This window comes from Ornithinimicrobium sp. F0845 (genome assembly GCF_023015765.1).
Taxonomy (GTDB): Bacteria; Actinomycetota; Actinomycetes; order Actinomycetales; family Dermatophilaceae; genus Ornithinicoccus.
Genome location: NZ_JALKAL010000003.1, coordinates 226,435 through 243,333 on the forward strand (window position 1 = coordinate 226,435; position 16,899 = coordinate 243,333).

Consider the following 16,899-nt stretch of genomic DNA (forward strand, 5'->3'; position numbering starts at 1 on the left):
GACCACCGTGGGCAACTTCGACTTCGTCCGCCAGACGCTGCCGTCAGTGCACAACGACTGCGCCCGGGCCGAGTCGTACCTGTCGTCGGACCCTCGGTCCGCGTGCTTCTACAGCCGCCGCGTGGTCGAGGAGCTCGTCGGCTACCTTTACACCGTCCTCTCGCTGCCGATCCCTTACCGCGACGACCTCGCCGCAAAGATCAACGACGCCGCGTTCAAAGCGAAGGTGCCTCAGGGCATCACGCAGAAGCTGACTGCGATCCGCCGCATCGCTAACACAGCGGTGCACGAGAACCGTCAGATCCGTCCCGATGTATCACTGGCGGTGCTGCGGGAGCTGTTCCACGTCGTCGTATGGACGTCCTACCACCACTCTCCTCAGCCCAACGTGGTGCCCTTGGAGGCGCAGTTCGACCCCACGCTCGCGGCCAAGGCAGCTCCGCTATCGCGCGAGGAGGTTGCCCAGCTTGCGACGAAATTCCAGGAGCAGGACGAGGCCCATGCCCGCGAACTCGCCGAGAAAGACGAGCGGCTCGCCGCGCACCTGACCGAGATCGCCGAGCTCAAGGCTCAGATCGCGGCAGCTCAAGCGGAGGCGGCTCCGGACACAAGGGACTACAACGAGACAGCCGCCCGCGACCTGTTCATCGACCTTCTCCTGCACGAAGCTGGTTGGACTCTGGATCAAGACCGGGATCGCGAGTACGAGGTCACCGGGATGCCCAACGCCGAAGGCAGGGGCTTCGTCGACTACGTCCTGTGGGGTGCCGATGGTCTGCCTCTCGCCGTCGTCGAGGCTAAGCGCACCTCGAAATCGCCCGAGGTGGGTCAGCAGCAGGCCAAGCTCTACGCCGACTGTCTGGAGAAGCGGTACGGCCGCCGGCCGGTGATCTTCTACACCAACGGCTACGAGCACCGCATCTGGGACGACGCTGGTGGTTACCCGCCCCGCGAGATCCACGGGTTCTACACACGGGACGAACTGGAGCTGCTCATCCAGCGGCGTCAGACCAAGCTGCCACTCTCCTCGGCGCAGGTGAACACCGACATCTCCGGTCGGCCCTACCAGGTGCGGGCGATCAAGGCCGTCGGGGAGGCCTTCGACCGCAAACAGCGCGAGGCCCTGCTGGTCATGGCGACGGGATCGGGCAAGACGCGCACCACCATTGCGCTCGTGGACCTGCTTCAGAAGGCGAACTGGGTCAAGCGAGTGCTCTTCCTCGCCGATCGCACCGCCCTGGTCAACCAGGCAGCGAACGCATTCAAGGAGCACCTGCCCGGGTCGACGACCGTGAACCTGGTGACCGAGAAGGCTATCGAAGGCCGCGTCTACATCTCGACGTACCCGACGATGATGAATCTCATCAACGAGGTCGACAGTGGCCGGCGCCGCTTCGGTCCGGGCTACTTCGATCTCATCGTGATCGACGAGGCCCACCGATCCGTCTACGCGAAGTACGGCGCAATCTTCGACTACTTCGACGCACATCTCGTCGGGCTGACCGCGACACCGAAGGACGAGGTCGACCACAACACGTACCGGCTGTTTCACCTCGAGGACGGCGTACCCACCGACAACTACTCCCTCGATGAGGCCGTCGACGCCGGCTACCTCGTCCCGCCGAAGGGCATCAGCGTCGGCACCCAGTTCCTGCGCTCGGGCATCAAATACGACGACCTCAGCGAAGACGAGAAGGACCAGTGGGACGCCCTCGACTGGGGGGAGGATGGTCCGCCCGATGAAGTCGGTGCCGAGGAGCTCAACCGGTTCCTGTTCAACGAGGACACCGTCGACAAGGTCCTAAAGACGCTGATGACGCAGGGATACAAGGTGGCCAGCGGTGACCGGCTGGGCAAGACGATCATCTTCGCCAAGGGCCAGAAGCACGCCGAGTTCATCGAGAAGCGCTTCAACCTCGCCTACCCCGAGCTCGCTGGGCACTTCGCACGCGTCATCACCCACGGCAACCCGTACGCGCAGTCCTTGATCGACGACTTCTCGATCAAGGACAAGGCGCCGCACATCGCGATCAGCGTGGACATGCTCGACACCGGCATCGACGTGCCCGAGATCGTCAACCTCGTGTTCTTTAAGATGGTGCGCTCGAAGTCGAAGTTCTGGCAGATGATCGGCCGTGGCACGCGGCTCAGCCCAGACCTTTTCGGGCCAGGTGACGACAAGAAGGACTTCCTCGTCTTCGACTTCTGCGGCAACCTCGAGTACTTCAGCCAGGACCTTCCCGGCTCCCCGGGCCAGAGCCAGAAGTCGCTGTCTCAGCGGCTGTTCGAGGCACGCCTCGGGCTGCTGATCGGGCTGGGGGAGAGCGAGCCGGCCCTGCGTACCTCGACCGCGTCGACTTTGCACGAGGTCGTCGCCGGGATGAATCTCGACAACTTCGTCGTGCGCCCCCACCGTCGGGCCGTCGAGAAGTACGCCGCCGCCGACGCCTGGAAGAAGATCACGGCGGAGGACTCCGAGGCGCTACTCGCGGTCGCCGGACTGCCGTCCTCGGTCCGCGACGAGGATGAGGATGCCAAGCGCTTCGACCTGCTCGTCCTGCGCCGCCAGCTCGCCCAGCTGGACGGCGACGCCGTCCTCGCCGAACGCCTGCGCGAGACCGTGCAGCAGATCGCCGCAGCCCTTCTCGGGAAGACGACCATCCCGAGTGTCGCCGAGCAGGCGGTGCTCTTGGAGTCCGTCTCCGGTGACGAGTGGTGGGTCGACGTCACCCTTCCCATGCTTGAGGAGGCTCGCCGCAAGCTGCGGGGCCTGGTGCGCTTCATCGAGAAGACGTCGCGGAACCCGGTCTACACCGATTTCGAGGACATCCTCGGCGAGGGCATCGAGGTCGTCCTGCCCAGAGTCACGCCCGGCACCAACTTCGAGCGCTTCCGCGCCAAGGCCGAGGCATACCTGCGCGAGCATCTGGACAACCTTGCCCTCCAGCGCCTACGCCGCAACAAGCAACTCACCTCCGATGACCTGACAGAACTGGAGCAGATGCTCGTCGCGTCCGGTGGCCAACACGTCGACATCGCTTGGGCCACCGAACAGGGCGGTCTCGGCATCTTCGTGCGCAACCTGGTCGGACTTGACCGCTCCGCCGCAATCGAGGCCTTCGAGAAGTACCTCGACAACACACAGTTCACCGCCGCCCAGGTTCGGTTCGTGAACCTCATCGTCGACGAGCTAACCAAGAACGGCGTGATGGACCCGGCCCGACTGTTCGAGTCGCCCTACACCGACCACGCCCCCACCGGCCCCGACTACTTCTTTCCCGACACCGAGGTCGAGGTCATCGTCGAGACGTTGCACCACATCAAGCAGACCGCGGTTCCCAGTGAGGTCGCCTGACTCATGCCCCCGTACTCACGCTTGCGCGATCTTCGCCACGAAAGCCCGCGCCAAATGGGCGTTGCCGGGCTCGTCCACGTCGGGCGCTCACCAATGCATCGGTTGGTCTGCATCTCCAGCGTAGCCCAGGGGGCTTAAGGCGACGGTTTCTGAGTGTGCCGCCATCCAGGGCCCAAACACTGAATCTGTCGGTTCTGGCCGCTAACCTGGCAGTCCTGACCGAGGAGATGCATGAACCACGACGACGGCACGATGGTGCCGATCTGGACCCTGTCCACGACGGAGGGTGCTTCCGTACCCTCCTTCACCGCTGATGGCGGGCTCACACCCGAACGTGTCACCGAGCTTCGCACCGCGCTCGCCGCCTTCGCGTCCGTGCCTCTGGTGACTCTGGAGGCACACCCGCTGCCCGCGCGCCGTGAACGGTCGACCGGATTGATGCTCCACGCGACGAGTCCGCTCGCCAAGGAACTCTCCCGACTTGTGGCCGAGGACGCGCAGAAGGTTCCTGCCGTCGCCCAGGTGGCGCAGTCAGGAGAGGTGCTATACCGCATGGTCGTCCCAGCAAGGGTTGCCGCCGAGTTCGGCAAGGGGATGGTCCAACCGATGGTTTCCAAGGCGGCCGACAAGGGCCTCTACGGCGACATCGTCGGCGACCTTGCCGGTGGTACAGCCAAGACGGTTGTCGCGAAGGCCACGTTCGTCCCGGTACAGGCCGCGTCCGCTGGCGCGGCCGGTACCGCTGTCGGCGCCGCGGCTGCAGGCACCGCGATAGCTGTGGCCGCCCCTCTCGTGCTTATGGCGGTCGCCGTCGGTGCGAGCGCGTACGCCGACCAGAGGCGTCAAAGCGCGATCGAGAACATCACCGAGCTGCTCGAGAAGCTCCAGGACGACGCCCTGGACAAGGAGCGCAGTGAGCTGGACGGCTGCCGCGATGCCATCGAGAAGGCGACGGCACTTCTGCTTGACCGCGGCCGAATCGGCGCGTCTCTCGGCCTCGACTCGGCTGTCCACGCAATCAGCACCGCGACTCGAAGTGCCGAGCGTCGCGTGCTGAAGTGGGAGTCGGCCCTCGACGCCGTTGTCGAGAACCGTGTCGAGACGTCCGAAGTGGAGAAGGCGTTCCCCGGAGTCACCGACGATGGCGGAGAGTTCCGCGCTCAACTCGAGCTTGCAGCACTCGCCCTTGCGCTCAAGCGCCGCGTCGTCGTGCTGCAAGCAGTAGAGGCCGGTCAGAGCGACGAGACAAACCCCTTCGAACATTTCGTCCAGAGCCTCAAGGATGACCAGCAGGAGATTGACGAGCTCGAGGCACGCGTCCACAGAACCCTCCTGCGGCTGTCGTCACTCCAATTGCGCTCGCCGAAGCGACTCCTTGACAAGGTCATGACTCGCAACCAGGTCGAGAACCTGCTCGACACGTCTTACCGCCTCCGTGCCCTGGCCCCTAGCTACATCGCCTCAGCCCACGGCACCGACGTGGTCATCGATATCGAAAAGCACAGCGACGGTACGCTGCTCGTATTACCCTCACGGGCTTCCTGAACCTGTCGCCAGGGTCCCTCCAAGTTCATTCGGCGACGGCATTCGCGGCGTGAAGACGCACTAGGACCGGGCGCTGGGCAACCGGCCGCGCTCCTGACCAGCAATCAGAAGCGCGGCCGCGAGCGGCTGAACTACTGCGGGCGGCGCCGACCGTTGCGGTGAGCTTTGGGGAGCACCCATTCCCATGCCGCGGCCTCCAGTTGGTCGAGCTGGCCGTGCGAGAGGTCCGTCCAGGTCGCGCTGACGACCATGCGCCACGAGCCGGCCTTAGCCTGCTGGTCCGCGGTCGACTGGTTGCCGAAGTGCTGCTTGACACGGGCGCCCAGCGTCTGACGGGTCTGACCGACGTACACAGCGCGTTCGTCGTCGTAGGCGACGTAGACCTGGGGGACGGGCTCCCTGGGCCACAGATCCTGCTCGACAAGGAACCCGTCCCGCACCAGGTACGTCATCACCGGGTCGACGCGCGCACACGGTGCCGGGGTCCGGGAGAGGGTGAGCCAAGAGATCCAGTCGCCCAGCACCACGCTAGATTCGCCGAGGACAACCGCGTTCGCCCAGCGAGAACGGAGCCCGTTACTCGGGCCAAGGTCGGCGCGGCGGAGGGCGGTCACTGGAGCCCCGCGATCGTAGTCAGTGCGGGGGTGAGGTCCGCGAGCATCGCCTTCTTGTCGTCCTGCGACAGGCCCGTGCTGGCGCCGCCGGCGATGCGCTGCTGAGACTCGACCTGGTCCACGTCCTGCTTGAGGTTGTGCACCGTCAGGATGAGTTCGGCCGCGAGACGACGAAGCATCTGCTCGTCGTCCTCCTCGACCTTGGGCTTCGGGTCGTTGTCGCCGCTCTTGTCGGTCTTGCGGCTGGGGTCGCCCTGCACCGCAAGGTCGGCGATCTGACGCAGGGTCACCCGGTGGGGCTTGCCCGTCCCGTCGCGCTTGACCTTGTCTGACTTCTCGTGGTCGATCTGCGGCGGCCGGGCCTTGTCGGCCTCGACCGTCGGCGAGAAGTTGTTTGCCGCGAGGGCAAGGATGGTCAGGCCGTCCTCGGTCTTCGTGAGGGCGTCGACCGCAACGTTCACCGGGCCGCGGAAGGCAATGCTCTCCTTCGACCCGCCGGCGCCGCCGACCAGGGCAGCGCTGAGCACACCGTCAGCGAGCAGCGCGGTCCCGCCGGCGAGAGCCAGCTCGACGCGGGCGGCCTCGGCGGCGTCGGGGTCCTCCTCGTCGAGCGCGATGTCGACGAGGTCGAGGTAGTCCGCCGGGTGCTGCGGGATGAGGCTCATCGACTCCAGTGCCGGGGGCACGGGTCCGCCGTAGGCCCAGGCCCTGGTGATCGGCTTGGCGGTGCCCCACGGCTCGCAGACCAGCGGCGCCATGTAGTTGACCGTCTTCGTCAGGTCGAGGCGACCGTGTCCACCGACCTGACGGAGGGCCCGCTTGAAGGTGGAGTACATGTCCCCGTCGAGCAGAAGGGCCAGGATAGTCACGGCGCGGCGCAGGAGCACCTGGTCCTCTGACACCCCGTCCTCGGGCTCGAAGATCTCGTCGGACACGGTCGCCGGCGCGCGACCGGTGCAGAGGCGGTAGAAGTCCTCGCTGATCATGTCGTTCTCGGCCATCTGCGTGAGCGCACGGATGACGGTGTGCCGGGCCTGGTCCTCCGGGGCCCAGCCGTCCACGTCGGTGTGGGTGTCGCTGACGATGCCCTGCATCGCCGACTCCATCTCGTGCGGGTCTCCGGTCTCGCTGTCGACGGCGAGCAGGTACACGTCCGCGGGCAGGACGAGGTACTGCCGGATGCGGACCCCGTCCTCATCGGGGCCCTCGTCGGTGACGTGGTTGAGGTACTCGTTAAGCCACTTGGTGTGGTGCTTGGCCATGTTCCGCACAAGGTCGTGGGAACCGCTGGCCTCGTCGAGGTTGTCGGGGACCAGAGCAGTGGCAACGACCTTGGCGGCGTCTTCGGGCTTCTTGTCAATGACGCCGAGGATGCTGGCGGCGCAGACACTCAGACGGCTGATGCCGTCGCTGGCCATCGGCACCCACTGCGAGGCGGTGCCGTCCTCGAACTCGATAAGGACCATGGAGACCGAGATCGGGCGGCGGGTGCCGGTGGCGCCAATGTCGCTCTGCCGCCCTCGCTTCTTGGCGCGCTCCAGTGAGCGGGCGATGGCGTCGGCCGACCAGTCCCGAACGTGCTGGGGGTCGTTGAAGATGAGGACGCGCAGGCCGTCAAGGGCCTCCGACTCCTCGATGTTCTCGACTGGGTCGGGGACCTGCGTGGCGCGACCGCCTGTGGCAGCCCCTCGCGGCTGGTCGCCGGGGAGCACACCGAGGCACGACATGGCGGTGCGGAGCACGCTTACGTCGGCGATGTCGGTCGACAGCTTGGTGATACCGGACTCGATCCGGCCGACGACGGCCGTGGGAGCCTCGGAGGTTGCGCGCGAGAACGCACGGATCATCTGCTCGTCGGGCACGGTCGAGAGGACGGCGTTCGCCTCGGCGCGCTCGAACGCCCTGATGAATGTCGCCTCATGGCGGGGCATCTGAAGATGCTTGGACAGCTCGGGGGCGAGGCGCTTGACCTCGACGTCTTCCCGTCCCACACGGATGGTGATGGCGCTGCTCGGCGCCTCGGTGATGTTGGCCATTGAACTTGGCCTTCCTGCTGCCGTGGTCCGCAGGAGAGGTGCGACCGGAGCCGGCACGGGTGTCTTCTGCTTCTTGCCAAGGGCGCGACGGCAGTCAACGCACTCTCGCTGCCCCGGTGGTCGTCCCCTCCTTGGCCGGGGACGTACGGTCACGTCGATCCGGACCGGCTAACCGGCCTGCATCGCCGAGTCCAGAACCGCTTCCGATTGCCGCTGACCTCATCTGGAGGTCCGCGTCCACGCACGGGAGCGAGGTGTTCACCAACCGGCACAGGCCGGTCATCTGTCGCAGTTGAGCAAGCTGAGCCTATCAGGCCTCACGGACAGTGGGAGCGGCTCGTGGGCGCACCCGTCTTCGCCGACCTCAGATGCTCGCGGACCTCGTCATGCCCGCCCTCGCGCTCAGCGATCTGCGCCGCGGTCGCCCCCGACTTCGTCCGGCCTTTGAACGAACACCGCGACGACACCGTACCGACCCCTGTTAGTGCGCCGATGCCGTCCAACGCAAGCCGGTGACCGGCACCAACGTCAAGGGCGCTCCCGAATCCTCGAAAAGTGGCACGAGTCAGGCCCTGCGCGCTGACGTCCACCGCTGCTCCCCGCTCATGTGGCAACACACCTTTTTCATCCTGGCCTGGTCCGTGGCCACTCGCCGGCTGGCTTGGGCCTTGGGGGCATGACGATGACGCTGCACAAGCTGTCTGCGGGGTCGGGGTATGAGTACCTCACCCGGCAGGTTGCGGCGGGGGACGACACCGAGGTCAGTCGCCGCGGGCTAGAGGACTACTACGCGGCCAAGGGTGAGTCGCCCGGTCGTTGGACGGGCTCCGGCCTGGACGGGATCGACGGGCTCCGGTCCGGTGACCGCGTTACCTCGGAGCAGATGCGCAACCTGTTCGGCGCGGGCCGTCATCCATTGACCGGGGTGGCGCTGGGTGCTGCCTACCGGGTCTACGACAGCGACGGGGTCGGAGGGTTCAACGCGGAGGTCGCCCGCCGGCTGGAGGCACGTGCTGACGGGTCGACCGAGCCCGCGAAGCAACTGGCTGAGACCGCCGCAACGCGCAGCGAGGTGGCACGGGAGTACTTCATCCGCGAGCAGAGGAGGGAGCCGCGTGATGCTCGGGAGCTGTCCTCCGCGGTGGCTCGGTACTCGCGGCCGCAGCGGACGGCAGTGGCCGGGTACGACCTGACGTTCAGCCCGGTGAAGTCGGTGTCGACACTGTGGGCCATCGCCCCGCCAGAGATCGCCCAGGGGATCGCGGAGGCGCACGACGCCGCGGTGCAGGACGCGCTGGCCTTCCTGGAGCGCCATGTGCTGTACACGCGTGAGGGCAAGAACGGGGCACGCCAGGTCGAGACCAGGGGCCTCATCGCCGCGGCCTTCACCCACCGGGACTCTCGGGACGGCGACCCCGACCTGCACACCCATGTCGCGGTCGCCAACAAGGTGCAGACCGACGAGGGCAAGTGGCTCTCGATCTACGGACGGGTGCTGCACCAGCACGTCGTCGCCGCGTCGGAGGCCTACAACACAGCCATAGAGTCTCACCTGCGTGCCGCCCTTGCTCTCCGTTTCGTCGAGCGGCCGGGCGGGACCGGCGACAGGCGACCGGTCCGGGAGGTCGAGGGTGTCGACCGCACGCTGTGCGAGCTGTGGTCCCGGCGCCGGGGTGACATCACCGCCCGGCAAGAAGTGCTGTCCCGGGAGTTCCTGGAGGCGCACGGGCGGCCGCCGACACCGGTGGAGCAGATCGCCCTGGCCCAGCGGGCCAACCTGGAGACCCGGGCGGCCAAGCACGAACCGCGATCGCTGGCGGCCCAGCGCGACACGTGGTCGGCCGAGGCGGTCGGGGTTCTCGGCCCGGAGGGGATCCAGCAGATGGTGACGAACGTGCTGCGGCAGCCGCGGCGCCCGACGCATGAGATCTCGGAGGAGTGGATCCACAAGACGACACAGCGGGTGATCGCCGAGGTCGAGGCGCGGCGCGCCACCTGGCAGGTCTGGCACCTGCAGGCCGAGGCGCAGCGCCAGGTCCGCGGCCTGGACCTCGACCCGCGCCAGGTCGCTGATGTCGTCGGGCGGGTTGTCGAGGCGGCGACGATCGCGCGCTCGGTCAACCTCACTCCCGACCTCGACCCCATCGCCGAGCCGGAAGCCCTGCGACGAAGCGACGGCACCAGCGTGTACCGCCATACCGGCAGCGACCACTACACCAGCCTCCGGGTCCTGGAGGCCGAGCAGCGGATCACCGCCGCCGCCGCCCGGACCGATGGTGCTGCACTCGCCCATGAGGACGCTCAGCTCGCGGTGCTCGAGGCCTCCCTGCACGGGAGGGACCTCAACAGGGGACAGGCGGACATGGTCCTGGCGCTGGCCTGCAGCGGTCGCCGGGTCCAACTCGTCCTGGCCCCGGCAGGCTCCGGCAAGACCACAGCCGTGCGGGTCCTCGCTGACGCATGGCGCGGCCACGTCGGTCGCGTGGTCGGACTCGCGCCCTCGGCGGCGGCCGCGAGCGTCCTCGCCGAGGCGACCGGCATACCGTCCGAGACGCTGGCCAAGCTCGTCCACGACCTTGACCACGGGCGCCGGTCCTGGCTGGACGAGGCGATCGGTCCGGACACCCTCGTCGTGGTCGACGAGGCGGGTATGGCGGACACGCTCACCCTTGACCGCGTGATCACGCACGCCCTGGCCCGGGGCGCCTCGGTCCGTCTCATCGGCGACGACCAGCAGCTCGCCGCCGTCGGCGCCGGCGGAGTGCTGCGTGACATGGCCACCACCCAGGGTGCCGTGCGTCTGACTGAGGTGGTCCGGTTCTCCGACCCCGCCGAGGCTGAGGCGACGCTGGCGTTGCGGGCCGGGGACGCCTCGGCACTGGGGTTCTACCTCGACCGGGGCCGGGTGCACGTCGGGGACCTGGCCACCACCGTCGAAGCCGTCTTCACCGCCTGGTCCCGGGACCGTGCCAGCGGTCGGGACTGCCTCATGCTCGCACCGACCCGCGAGCTCGTGGCCAGCCTCAACACCCGCGCGCGAGCGGCTCGACTGGGAAGCAGCACCCCTGGCCGCGAGGTGACCCTTGCCGACGGCACCCACGCCTCCGCCGGAGACGTCGTCATCACCCGGCGCAACGACCGGCGGCTGGGCGTCGGCGGCACCGACTGGGTCAAGAACGGCGACCGGTGGACCGTCACCGCCGTCGAGGGCCCCACCCTGAGCGTCCGTCACGTCCACTCCGGGCTGCGGGCCAAGTTGCCGGCCGGCTACGTCGCCGAGCTCGTCGAGCTCGGGTATGCCGCGACCGTCCACGGGGCGCAGGGGCTCACCGCCGACACCATGCAGGGCATCGTCACCGGGCAGGAGTCTCGTCAGCTGCTCTACACGATGCTCACCCGGGGGCGGCACGAGAACCACGTGTATGTCCTGTCGGCCACTGACGGAGACGGGCACACCCTGCCGCTGATCGAGACGACCAGCCCGGCCACCGCGACCGAGACCCTGCAGGGCGTGCTCGCACGTGACGGTGCGGCGGTCTCGGCGACCACCGAGAAGGCACGAGCGGCCGACCCGGCGGCGCTGCTCCACAACGCAGCAGAGAGGTACGAGGACGGCCTCCTGGCCGGCGCCGAGAACGTCCTCGGCCCCGCCTGGAGCGATGACATCGAGGCTGCTGCCGAGGCCCTCGTCCCAGGCCTCACCCATGCCTCGGCCTGGCCCAGCCTGCGTGCCCACCTGACCCTCACCCAGGCCGATGGGCGCGACGCCATCGGGGCCCTCACGGTCACGACGGCCTACAGAGGGCTCGACGACGCCGACGACCCTGCCGCCGTCCTGCTCTCGCGTCTGGACCGCAGACCCGCGGGCGGTCCCCTCCCGTGGCTGCCCGCCATCCCCAAGCGGCTTGTCACCGATCCCGTCTGGGCCGGCTACCTCACCGCTCGCGAGGAACGGGTGCGAGCGCTGGCCGCCCAGGTGCGTCAGGGAGCAACCATCGAGCAGCAGTGGGCCGCCCCCCTCGCCCACCACATCGCCCCTGAGCTCCTCGCCGACCTCAGCGTGTGGCGGGCCGGTCGAGGGGTCGACCGCAGTGACCCGCGCCCGGTGGGAGCGTTGGGTGCCGGGGGAGTGGCTGGCAGGTACGCACGTGGCCTCCTCTGCCGAGTCAGTGGTCACATGCCCAACGCCGTCCGGCATTGGGAGCGTCTGATCGTCGAGCACGTCGGACACCGGGACTGGTTCACGACGCAGATGGCCGAGCGTCTCGACCGACTGCACCGTGCCGGCGTCGACGTGCCCGGCCGGCTGGAGCAGGCCGCGACCCACGGCGCGCTTCCGGACGACGAGGCGACCGCGGCACTGTGGTGGCGCGTGATCGACCCGCAGCAGCGGACTGCCTCGACCTCTCCGCCCCAGATCGAGCCGAAGCGGATGCGGCTACAGGATCGCTGCCCTGCTCCACCTGTTCTTACGCCTGAGGGCCCCAGCCGTTGAGACGCCGGGTGCCAGTGGGGAACGACATTTAGACGGTGCGCCGCGCGATACCGCGCCCGGCCCTCGGTACGGACGTGCTCCGGCACGCAAGCCTCGCGGCACGACAGGATGCTTCTTGCGGGGCTACTCGCCGGTGATTTCGACGTATGCGTTCGTTGTGGGTCTGTCGACCAAGTCCTTGTCATAGTCGCAGCGACGGGGGTCAGGGTCCCCCGCTTCGGGATACTGGGGGGGCTTGAACCATCTGGCCTCGTTTCAGGCGGCGCGCGACACGGACAGGCCGTTGGGCCGCGTGCGCGAAACGTGACCTGGTCGTGACCCACGGGGTGGCTCCGCCCAGCACACTGGACTCCACAGGGAGGTGCCGGGTGCGAATGACATGGTCAGAACGACGTGGGTGGCGGATCCCTGGTCGTGTGGGGGCTGGCGCGCTTCTGACAGGCTTGCTGCTGGTGAGCGCCTGTGGGACGCAGACGGGGGCAGGGCCGGGGGACGCGCCAGACGGAACCCCCACCACCACGACGGGGGGCATCGCCGGCTTCCCGGCGTGCGCCGACGTGCCCCAATTTCGGGCCGACGAGTCGCTCTACCGGGACGAACCGGTCTACGGCAACGCCGACGAACTGGTCCAGGAGGTCCACGAGTGGGCGGCCGGGCAGCCTGGCTTCGTCGAGCTCGGGCTGGACCGGGAACGCAACGGGTGGGTCACGGTCTGGGTCAAGGACGCCGACATCGAGGCCATGTCCGAGCAGATCGCCGAGCACTGGCCCGGTGAGGGGATCGTGGTCGTGGAGGTGCCCTGGACCGTCGCCGAGCTGCAGTCGCTCGTCACAGAGGTCAGTGCCGCCCTGGACGAGGCCGGCGTGCGCACCGGCGGGACCGCGCTGATGCCCCACCACGGCGTGGCCGAGATCGGCCTTGGGGTGATCACACCGGAGGCCGAGGAGGTCCTGGCTCAGTTCGCCAGACGCCCCCTCTGCGTTGAGGGAATCCCCGCTGAGGAGGCACCGGAGGAGAAAGAGCAGCCGCTCGCTGGTGGGGGCTGGCGTCTGCTCGCAGAGGACGAGACAGGCGAGGCCTACCGCACGGGGGTCGCGACGACGGATGCCCAGCTGGCTCAGCTGTGGGCGCAGGCCGGCCTTGAGGGCAAGCCCGCGACCGTCGAGTGGGACAGCGAGATCGCCGTCTGGTTCGGCGCGGTCTACGGGAGCGGGTGCCCGGTCCGGATGGACGGCGTGGTCGTCGAGGACGACCTACTACACGCGGACCTGGTGGTCCCGAACGCGGTGTACGGCTGCAACGGCGACGCCAACCCGCACGCCTTCGTCGTGGCGGTGGAGCGGCAGCTGCTGCCCGAAGGGCCCTTCCGGGTGCAGTTGGAGGCCCGCGATCCCTATCCCGGCACCGCGGAGGAGCGCACGGTCGTCGATGTCGACCTGTCCGCTCACGGCAGCACCGCTACCGACGATCAGCTGCACCTGGACCCGACGCTGGTCATACCTGCCGAGCCCCCGCTCGTCACAGACGGCGACGCGCTCCACGGTGACGAGGCGGTGCGTTACGTCTACCGCGACGACCCGGGGTGCGAAGTTCCGACCCTCGGCCCGCTCGACGGTTCGACCTGGCGGCTGGCCGACCGGGAGGCGGCTTGGGACGTGGAGGACGGCGAGGAACTCACCCTGTACCCGCTCGGCGGGGACGACGACCAGATCATCGCCTCCACTCAGCAGATGGACTGGATCTTCGCACGGCTCCCCGAGGGCAACACTTGCACCTGAGACCGTCAAATTTGCCCTCGCACCGGAGGCGCCATTCCGCGCCTCTGGTCGCGGCATGAGCGGACGAAACCGTCCTCTTCGAGTTCCGTGGGACTCAGGGTGCCTCGTCGTAGTCCGGGTCGAAAAGCTCTTCGGGCACCGGCGGCCATGCCGACTCATCCCACGGCACCTCTTCGTACCCGTCATGAAGGTAGTCCGCCACCATGAGGCCTTTGGCTTTCAGGGCCTCATCAGCGCTGTCGGCGACGCTTCGTGTCATCCAGCCCTTACTCCCCCTCCCACCCAACTGAAGAAGGGTGCGTCCACGGACGCGAAGCATCACGAACTCCGTCCGAAAAAGTCGCTTACGCTCCAACCGAGCCGCGGCGTCACTCACGCGGTCAGAGTACTTGCAGGACCTGTCCAGTCCGACGTCCGCGCGCACCTAACGGAGCGCGGCATGGTCAGGCTTCGCCCGCAGAGCGGCAGTTTCGTGCGGCACTTTCCGGAGGGCTAGGGCGTGTCTCCCAAAGGTTGGGGCGTTGCGCTGAGACGGTGCGGGGATGTCGCGAACTGCATTGCTGAGCGACGGCCAGTGGGAGTTGATCGAGCCGTTGATGCCGCGCTCCGACGGGCGGAGAGGCCGGCCCTTCAGGGACCACCGCATGGTCGTCGAAGGGATCATCTACCGCTACCGGGCCGGGATCGCCTGGCGTGACCTGCCCGAGCGCTTCGGGCCGTGGCAGACGGTTTGGAAGCGCCACCGCCGCTTCAGCGGCGACGGCACCTGGGACGCCATCTTGACGGTGTTGCTCGCCGAGGCCGACGCGGCCGGGTTGATTGACTGGGAGGTCTCGGTCGACTCCACGGTCAACCGGGCTCACCAGCACGCTACGAACCTGCCCCGGGACACAGGGGGACTTGTCGAACTACACGAATCTGCGCGAGGAGCCGCCTGACCACGCTGTCGGACGCTCCCGCGGCGGGCTTTCGACGAAGATCCATCACCTGTGCGACGGGAACATGCGCCCGCTGGTGATGCTCGTGGGGCCCGGCCAGGGCGGGGACTCCCCGATGTTCGAGCACGTTTTGAAGTCGCTGAGCGTGCCTCGCGTCGGCCCGGGCCGGCCGCGGACCACGCCGGTGCGGGCGCTGGGCGACAAGGCGTACTCCTCGCGGGCCAACCGCCAGTTCCTACGCCAGCGCGGCATCCAGGCCGTGATCCCCGAACGCTCAGACCAGATCGCCAACCGTCAACGCCGCGGAGCCAAGGGCGGGCGACCGGTCAGCTACGACACCGAGGTTTACAAGCGGCGCAACGTGGTCGAACGCTCCTTCAACATCTTCAAGCAGTGGCGCGCCCTGGCCACCCGCTACGACAAGCTTGCCCTGACCTACCGAGGCGGCGTCATCCTCCGCGCCATCACGATCTGGCTGCGCGCACTATGGTAGAAGGATCGAGGGAACCGAGGCCACGCGCTTCTGGCGACCGTGGAGGTGGTCAGGCATGACAGAACCCAGCACCGCCCAGACGCGCGTACGTGGCCGGCGACCCACCACGGGCACGGCGGTGATAACCGTGCTCGCCATCCCCGTCGGCCTCGGCCTCTCCATCTTCGGGTTCTTCGGCTGGTGCGTCGGCCCCTTGATCCTCATCGCCGGCCTTGTCGGGCAACGCCTGCGCCGCGGCTGGGCATCCTGGGCGATCTGGATTGGCGTCGGGCTAACACTGGGAGCGCTGGCATACATCACCATCGGTCTGCTTACCCCCGACGGACCATCATCCGGCGGCGAATCAGGCTCACCGCTCAACTAAACCGCTCTACGAAACGTCGGGGCCAACGCCAGAACAATAGGGAGACACGCCCTAGCCCTGTTTCAGTGATTTCAGGTGACGGTGGCGCTGTCGTCGAGGAGCGCTGGCTCGCCGCCACCGACCACGAACTCGCCGATCACAGTCTCGCCGTCGAACTCATAGACCGGGACAGCCACGCCCTCGCCGGCCCGCCCCTCCTGCAGTTTCCAGTGCGTGCTCGGGCGAGGTCGGCTCACCCCAGGCGATGTTCATGTCCGCCACATAGGCATAGCCCACCGTCCCGTTCGTCGCGAAGACCCGGATCAGGTCGGGGGAGCCGTGGATGTTCTCGACGCCATACGTTTCGCCCTTGGCGTTCACGCCCTAGTCGGCCGCCACCTCGGTGCTCACGTAGGAGGTCGTGAGTCGCCAGGAGGCCCCCTCCGGCGCCCCAATCTCGATCTGCTCCACGCCCTCGGCAAGGTCGACGACATAACTCGTTTCCACGTAGGTGTCGTCGGCCGTGGTCGCCAACCCCGCCGCGTCGGCTTCATCGCAGATCAGGATGGCACCATCGGGATACCTGAACTCACCGGGACTCAGGCATTCAAGAAGCATCCCGGCCCCCGTCGCGCCCTCGGGCCTCGCGCCCAAGTCCACGGTCTGCGTCCCCGTGCCGGTGGCGGTTCGAGGTTCGGTGAGGAATGTGACGTCAGCCCAGTCAGGCGCAGGTGGGAGCGTTGCAACTGCGTCGACGGTCCGGTTGCTCGCTCCAGCGGGCGAGGTCTCCGCGGTCTCGGGCAGGAGGAACTGGCCACCCCATAGGGCCACGGCTGTCACACCCGCGACGGAAAGCATCGTCATGCTCGCTGTGACGGCAGTCTTGCGACGCTTGGTTTGCTTGGCTTGACTCAGGACGTCGGCCGTCGGCACTCCCAGCCCCGAGGGTGACGGAACCGATTGCAAGGCCTCGCCCAGTCTGATCTCATCCGTCTTCGTCATCGTGCCCACTCCTCGACTTCGGTGACGTGCTCTCGAAGGGCACTGAGCCCGCGTGAGGCCGTGCTCTTGACTGCCGACAGGCTCATCTCCATCTCCTCGGCTACCTGCTTCTCGGACAGGTCGCAGTAGTAGCGAAGGACGACGACGCGCCGCTGCTTGTCGGGAAGGGTCTTCAGTGCCCGCACCAGTCCATCGATCACATCGGTGTCGTCGACTTGCGACTGTTCCGCGGGTCCTTCCCGTGGTTCTCCGGACAGCACCTCGCGTCGTCTACGCCGCCACTGATCCGTTCGGTGATTG

General features: G+C 67.8%; 12 protein-coding genes. 6 read left to right on the top strand and 6 right to left on the bottom strand.

From position 1 onward, the window contains the following. Window positions 1-7 precede the first annotated feature (7 nt). On the top strand, window positions 8-3,355 hold the full coding sequence (locus tag MWU75_RS07020; RefSeq protein WP_247089144.1) for a DEAD/DEAH box helicase family protein: 3,348 nt from the start codon (window positions 8-10) through the stop codon (window positions 3,353-3,355). 231 nt (window positions 3,356-3,586) lie between these two features. After that, entirely contained in the window at window positions 3,587-4,900 is a 1,314-nt protein-coding gene (locus tag MWU75_RS07025) for a hypothetical protein (protein ID WP_247089146.1), read from the top strand. A gap of 131 nt (window positions 4,901-5,031) precedes the next feature. On the opposite strand, the gene MWU75_RS07030 is transcribed toward MWU75_RS07025, so the two are convergent. Together MWU75_RS07030 and MWU75_RS07035 are read right to left on the bottom strand one after the other, a co-directional pair. Beyond that, on the bottom strand, window positions 5,032-5,352 hold the full coding sequence (locus tag MWU75_RS07030) for a hypothetical protein (RefSeq protein ID WP_247089148.1): 321 nt from the start codon (window positions 5,350-5,352) through the stop codon (window positions 5,032-5,034). A 158-nt stretch (window positions 5,353-5,510) separates the two neighbouring features. Further along, entirely contained in the window at window positions 5,511-7,550 is a 2,040-nt protein-coding gene (locus MWU75_RS07035; RefSeq protein ID WP_247089150.1) for a hypothetical protein, read from the bottom strand. A 676-nt stretch (window positions 7,551-8,226) separates the two neighbouring features. Here MWU75_RS07035 and mobF point away from each other — a divergent pair. Continuing rightward, window positions 8,227-12,045 carry a MobF family relaxase gene (gene mobF, locus MWU75_RS07040; protein ID WP_247089152.1) on the top strand — a complete coding sequence of 1,273 codons (3,819 nt, stop codon included), beginning with the start codon at window positions 8,227-8,229 and terminating at the stop codon, window positions 12,043-12,045. 452 nt (window positions 12,046-12,497) lie between these two features. Further along, window positions 12,498-13,823: a hypothetical protein gene (locus MWU75_RS07045; RefSeq protein ID WP_247089154.1), complete on the top strand. Its 1,326-nt coding sequence runs from the start codon at window positions 12,498-12,500 to the stop codon at window positions 13,821-13,823. Between the two features lie 94 nt (window positions 13,824-13,917). Here MWU75_RS07045 and MWU75_RS07050 read toward each other — a convergent pair whose 3' ends face one another. Beyond that, a complete protein-coding gene (locus MWU75_RS07050) occupies window positions 13,918-14,199 on the bottom strand; it encodes a hypothetical protein (protein WP_247089156.1) in 282 nt (93 codons plus the stop codon). 166 nt (window positions 14,200-14,365) lie between these two features. Between MWU75_RS07050 and MWU75_RS07055 the strand changes: the two genes are divergently transcribed. Both MWU75_RS07055 and MWU75_RS07060 read left to right on the top strand, forming a co-directional pair. Then, a protein-coding gene (locus tag MWU75_RS07055) for an IS5 family transposase (protein ID WP_247089158.1) occupies window positions 14,366-15,254 on the top strand; the annotation gives its coding sequence in 2 pieces (ribosomal slippage) (window positions 14,366-14,727 and window positions 14,726-15,254; 891 coding nt in all). A 55-nt stretch (window positions 15,255-15,309) separates the two neighbouring features. Further along, window positions 15,310-15,618: a hypothetical protein gene (locus tag MWU75_RS07060; protein WP_247089160.1), complete on the top strand. Its 309-nt coding sequence runs from the start codon at window positions 15,310-15,312 to the stop codon at window positions 15,616-15,618. Window positions 15,619-15,689: 71 nt separating this feature from the next. Here the strand turns inward: MWU75_RS07060 and MWU75_RS07065 are convergent, their stop codons facing one another. From MWU75_RS07065 to MWU75_RS07075, 3 genes are all read right to left on the bottom strand, one after another. Beyond that, complete coding sequence (locus MWU75_RS07065; protein ID WP_247089161.1) at window positions 15,690-15,854, bottom strand: hypothetical protein; 165 nt, start codon at window positions 15,852-15,854, stop codon at window positions 15,690-15,692. A 127-nt stretch (window positions 15,855-15,981) separates the two neighbouring features. Continuing rightward, window positions 15,982-16,599 carry a hypothetical protein gene (locus MWU75_RS07070; RefSeq protein ID WP_247089162.1) on the bottom strand — a complete coding sequence of 206 codons (618 nt, stop codon included), beginning with the start codon at window positions 16,597-16,599 and terminating at the stop codon, window positions 15,982-15,984. Beyond that, window positions 16,596-16,899 (bottom strand): sigma-70 family RNA polymerase sigma factor (locus MWU75_RS07075; protein ID WP_247089163.1); only part of this gene is annotated, 304 nt, incomplete at its 5' end. The genes MWU75_RS07075 and MWU75_RS07070, both read right to left, overlap by 4 nt.

Coding starts and splice junctions, on each gene's coding strand:
- MWU75_RS07070 (WP_247089162.1), bottom strand. CDS start 16,599: ATGACGAAGACGGATGAGATCAGACTGGGCGAGGCCTTGCAATCGGTT.
- MWU75_RS07060 (WP_247089160.1), top strand. CDS start 15,310: ATGACAGAACCCAGCACCGCCCAGACGCGCGTACGTGGCCGGCGACCC.
- MWU75_RS07025 (WP_247089146.1), top strand. CDS start 3,587: ATGAACCACGACGACGGCACGATGGTGCCGATCTGGACCCTGTCCACG.
- MWU75_RS07035 (WP_247089150.1), bottom strand. CDS start 7,550: ATGGCCAACATCACCGAGGCGCCGAGCAGCGCCATCACCATCCGTGTG.
- mobF (WP_247089152.1), top strand. CDS start 8,227: ATGACGATGACGCTGCACAAGCTGTCTGCGGGGTCGGGGTATGAGTAC.
- MWU75_RS07030 (WP_247089148.1), bottom strand. CDS start 5,352: ATGACGTACCTGGTGCGGGACGGGTTCCTTGTCGAGCAGGATCTGTGG.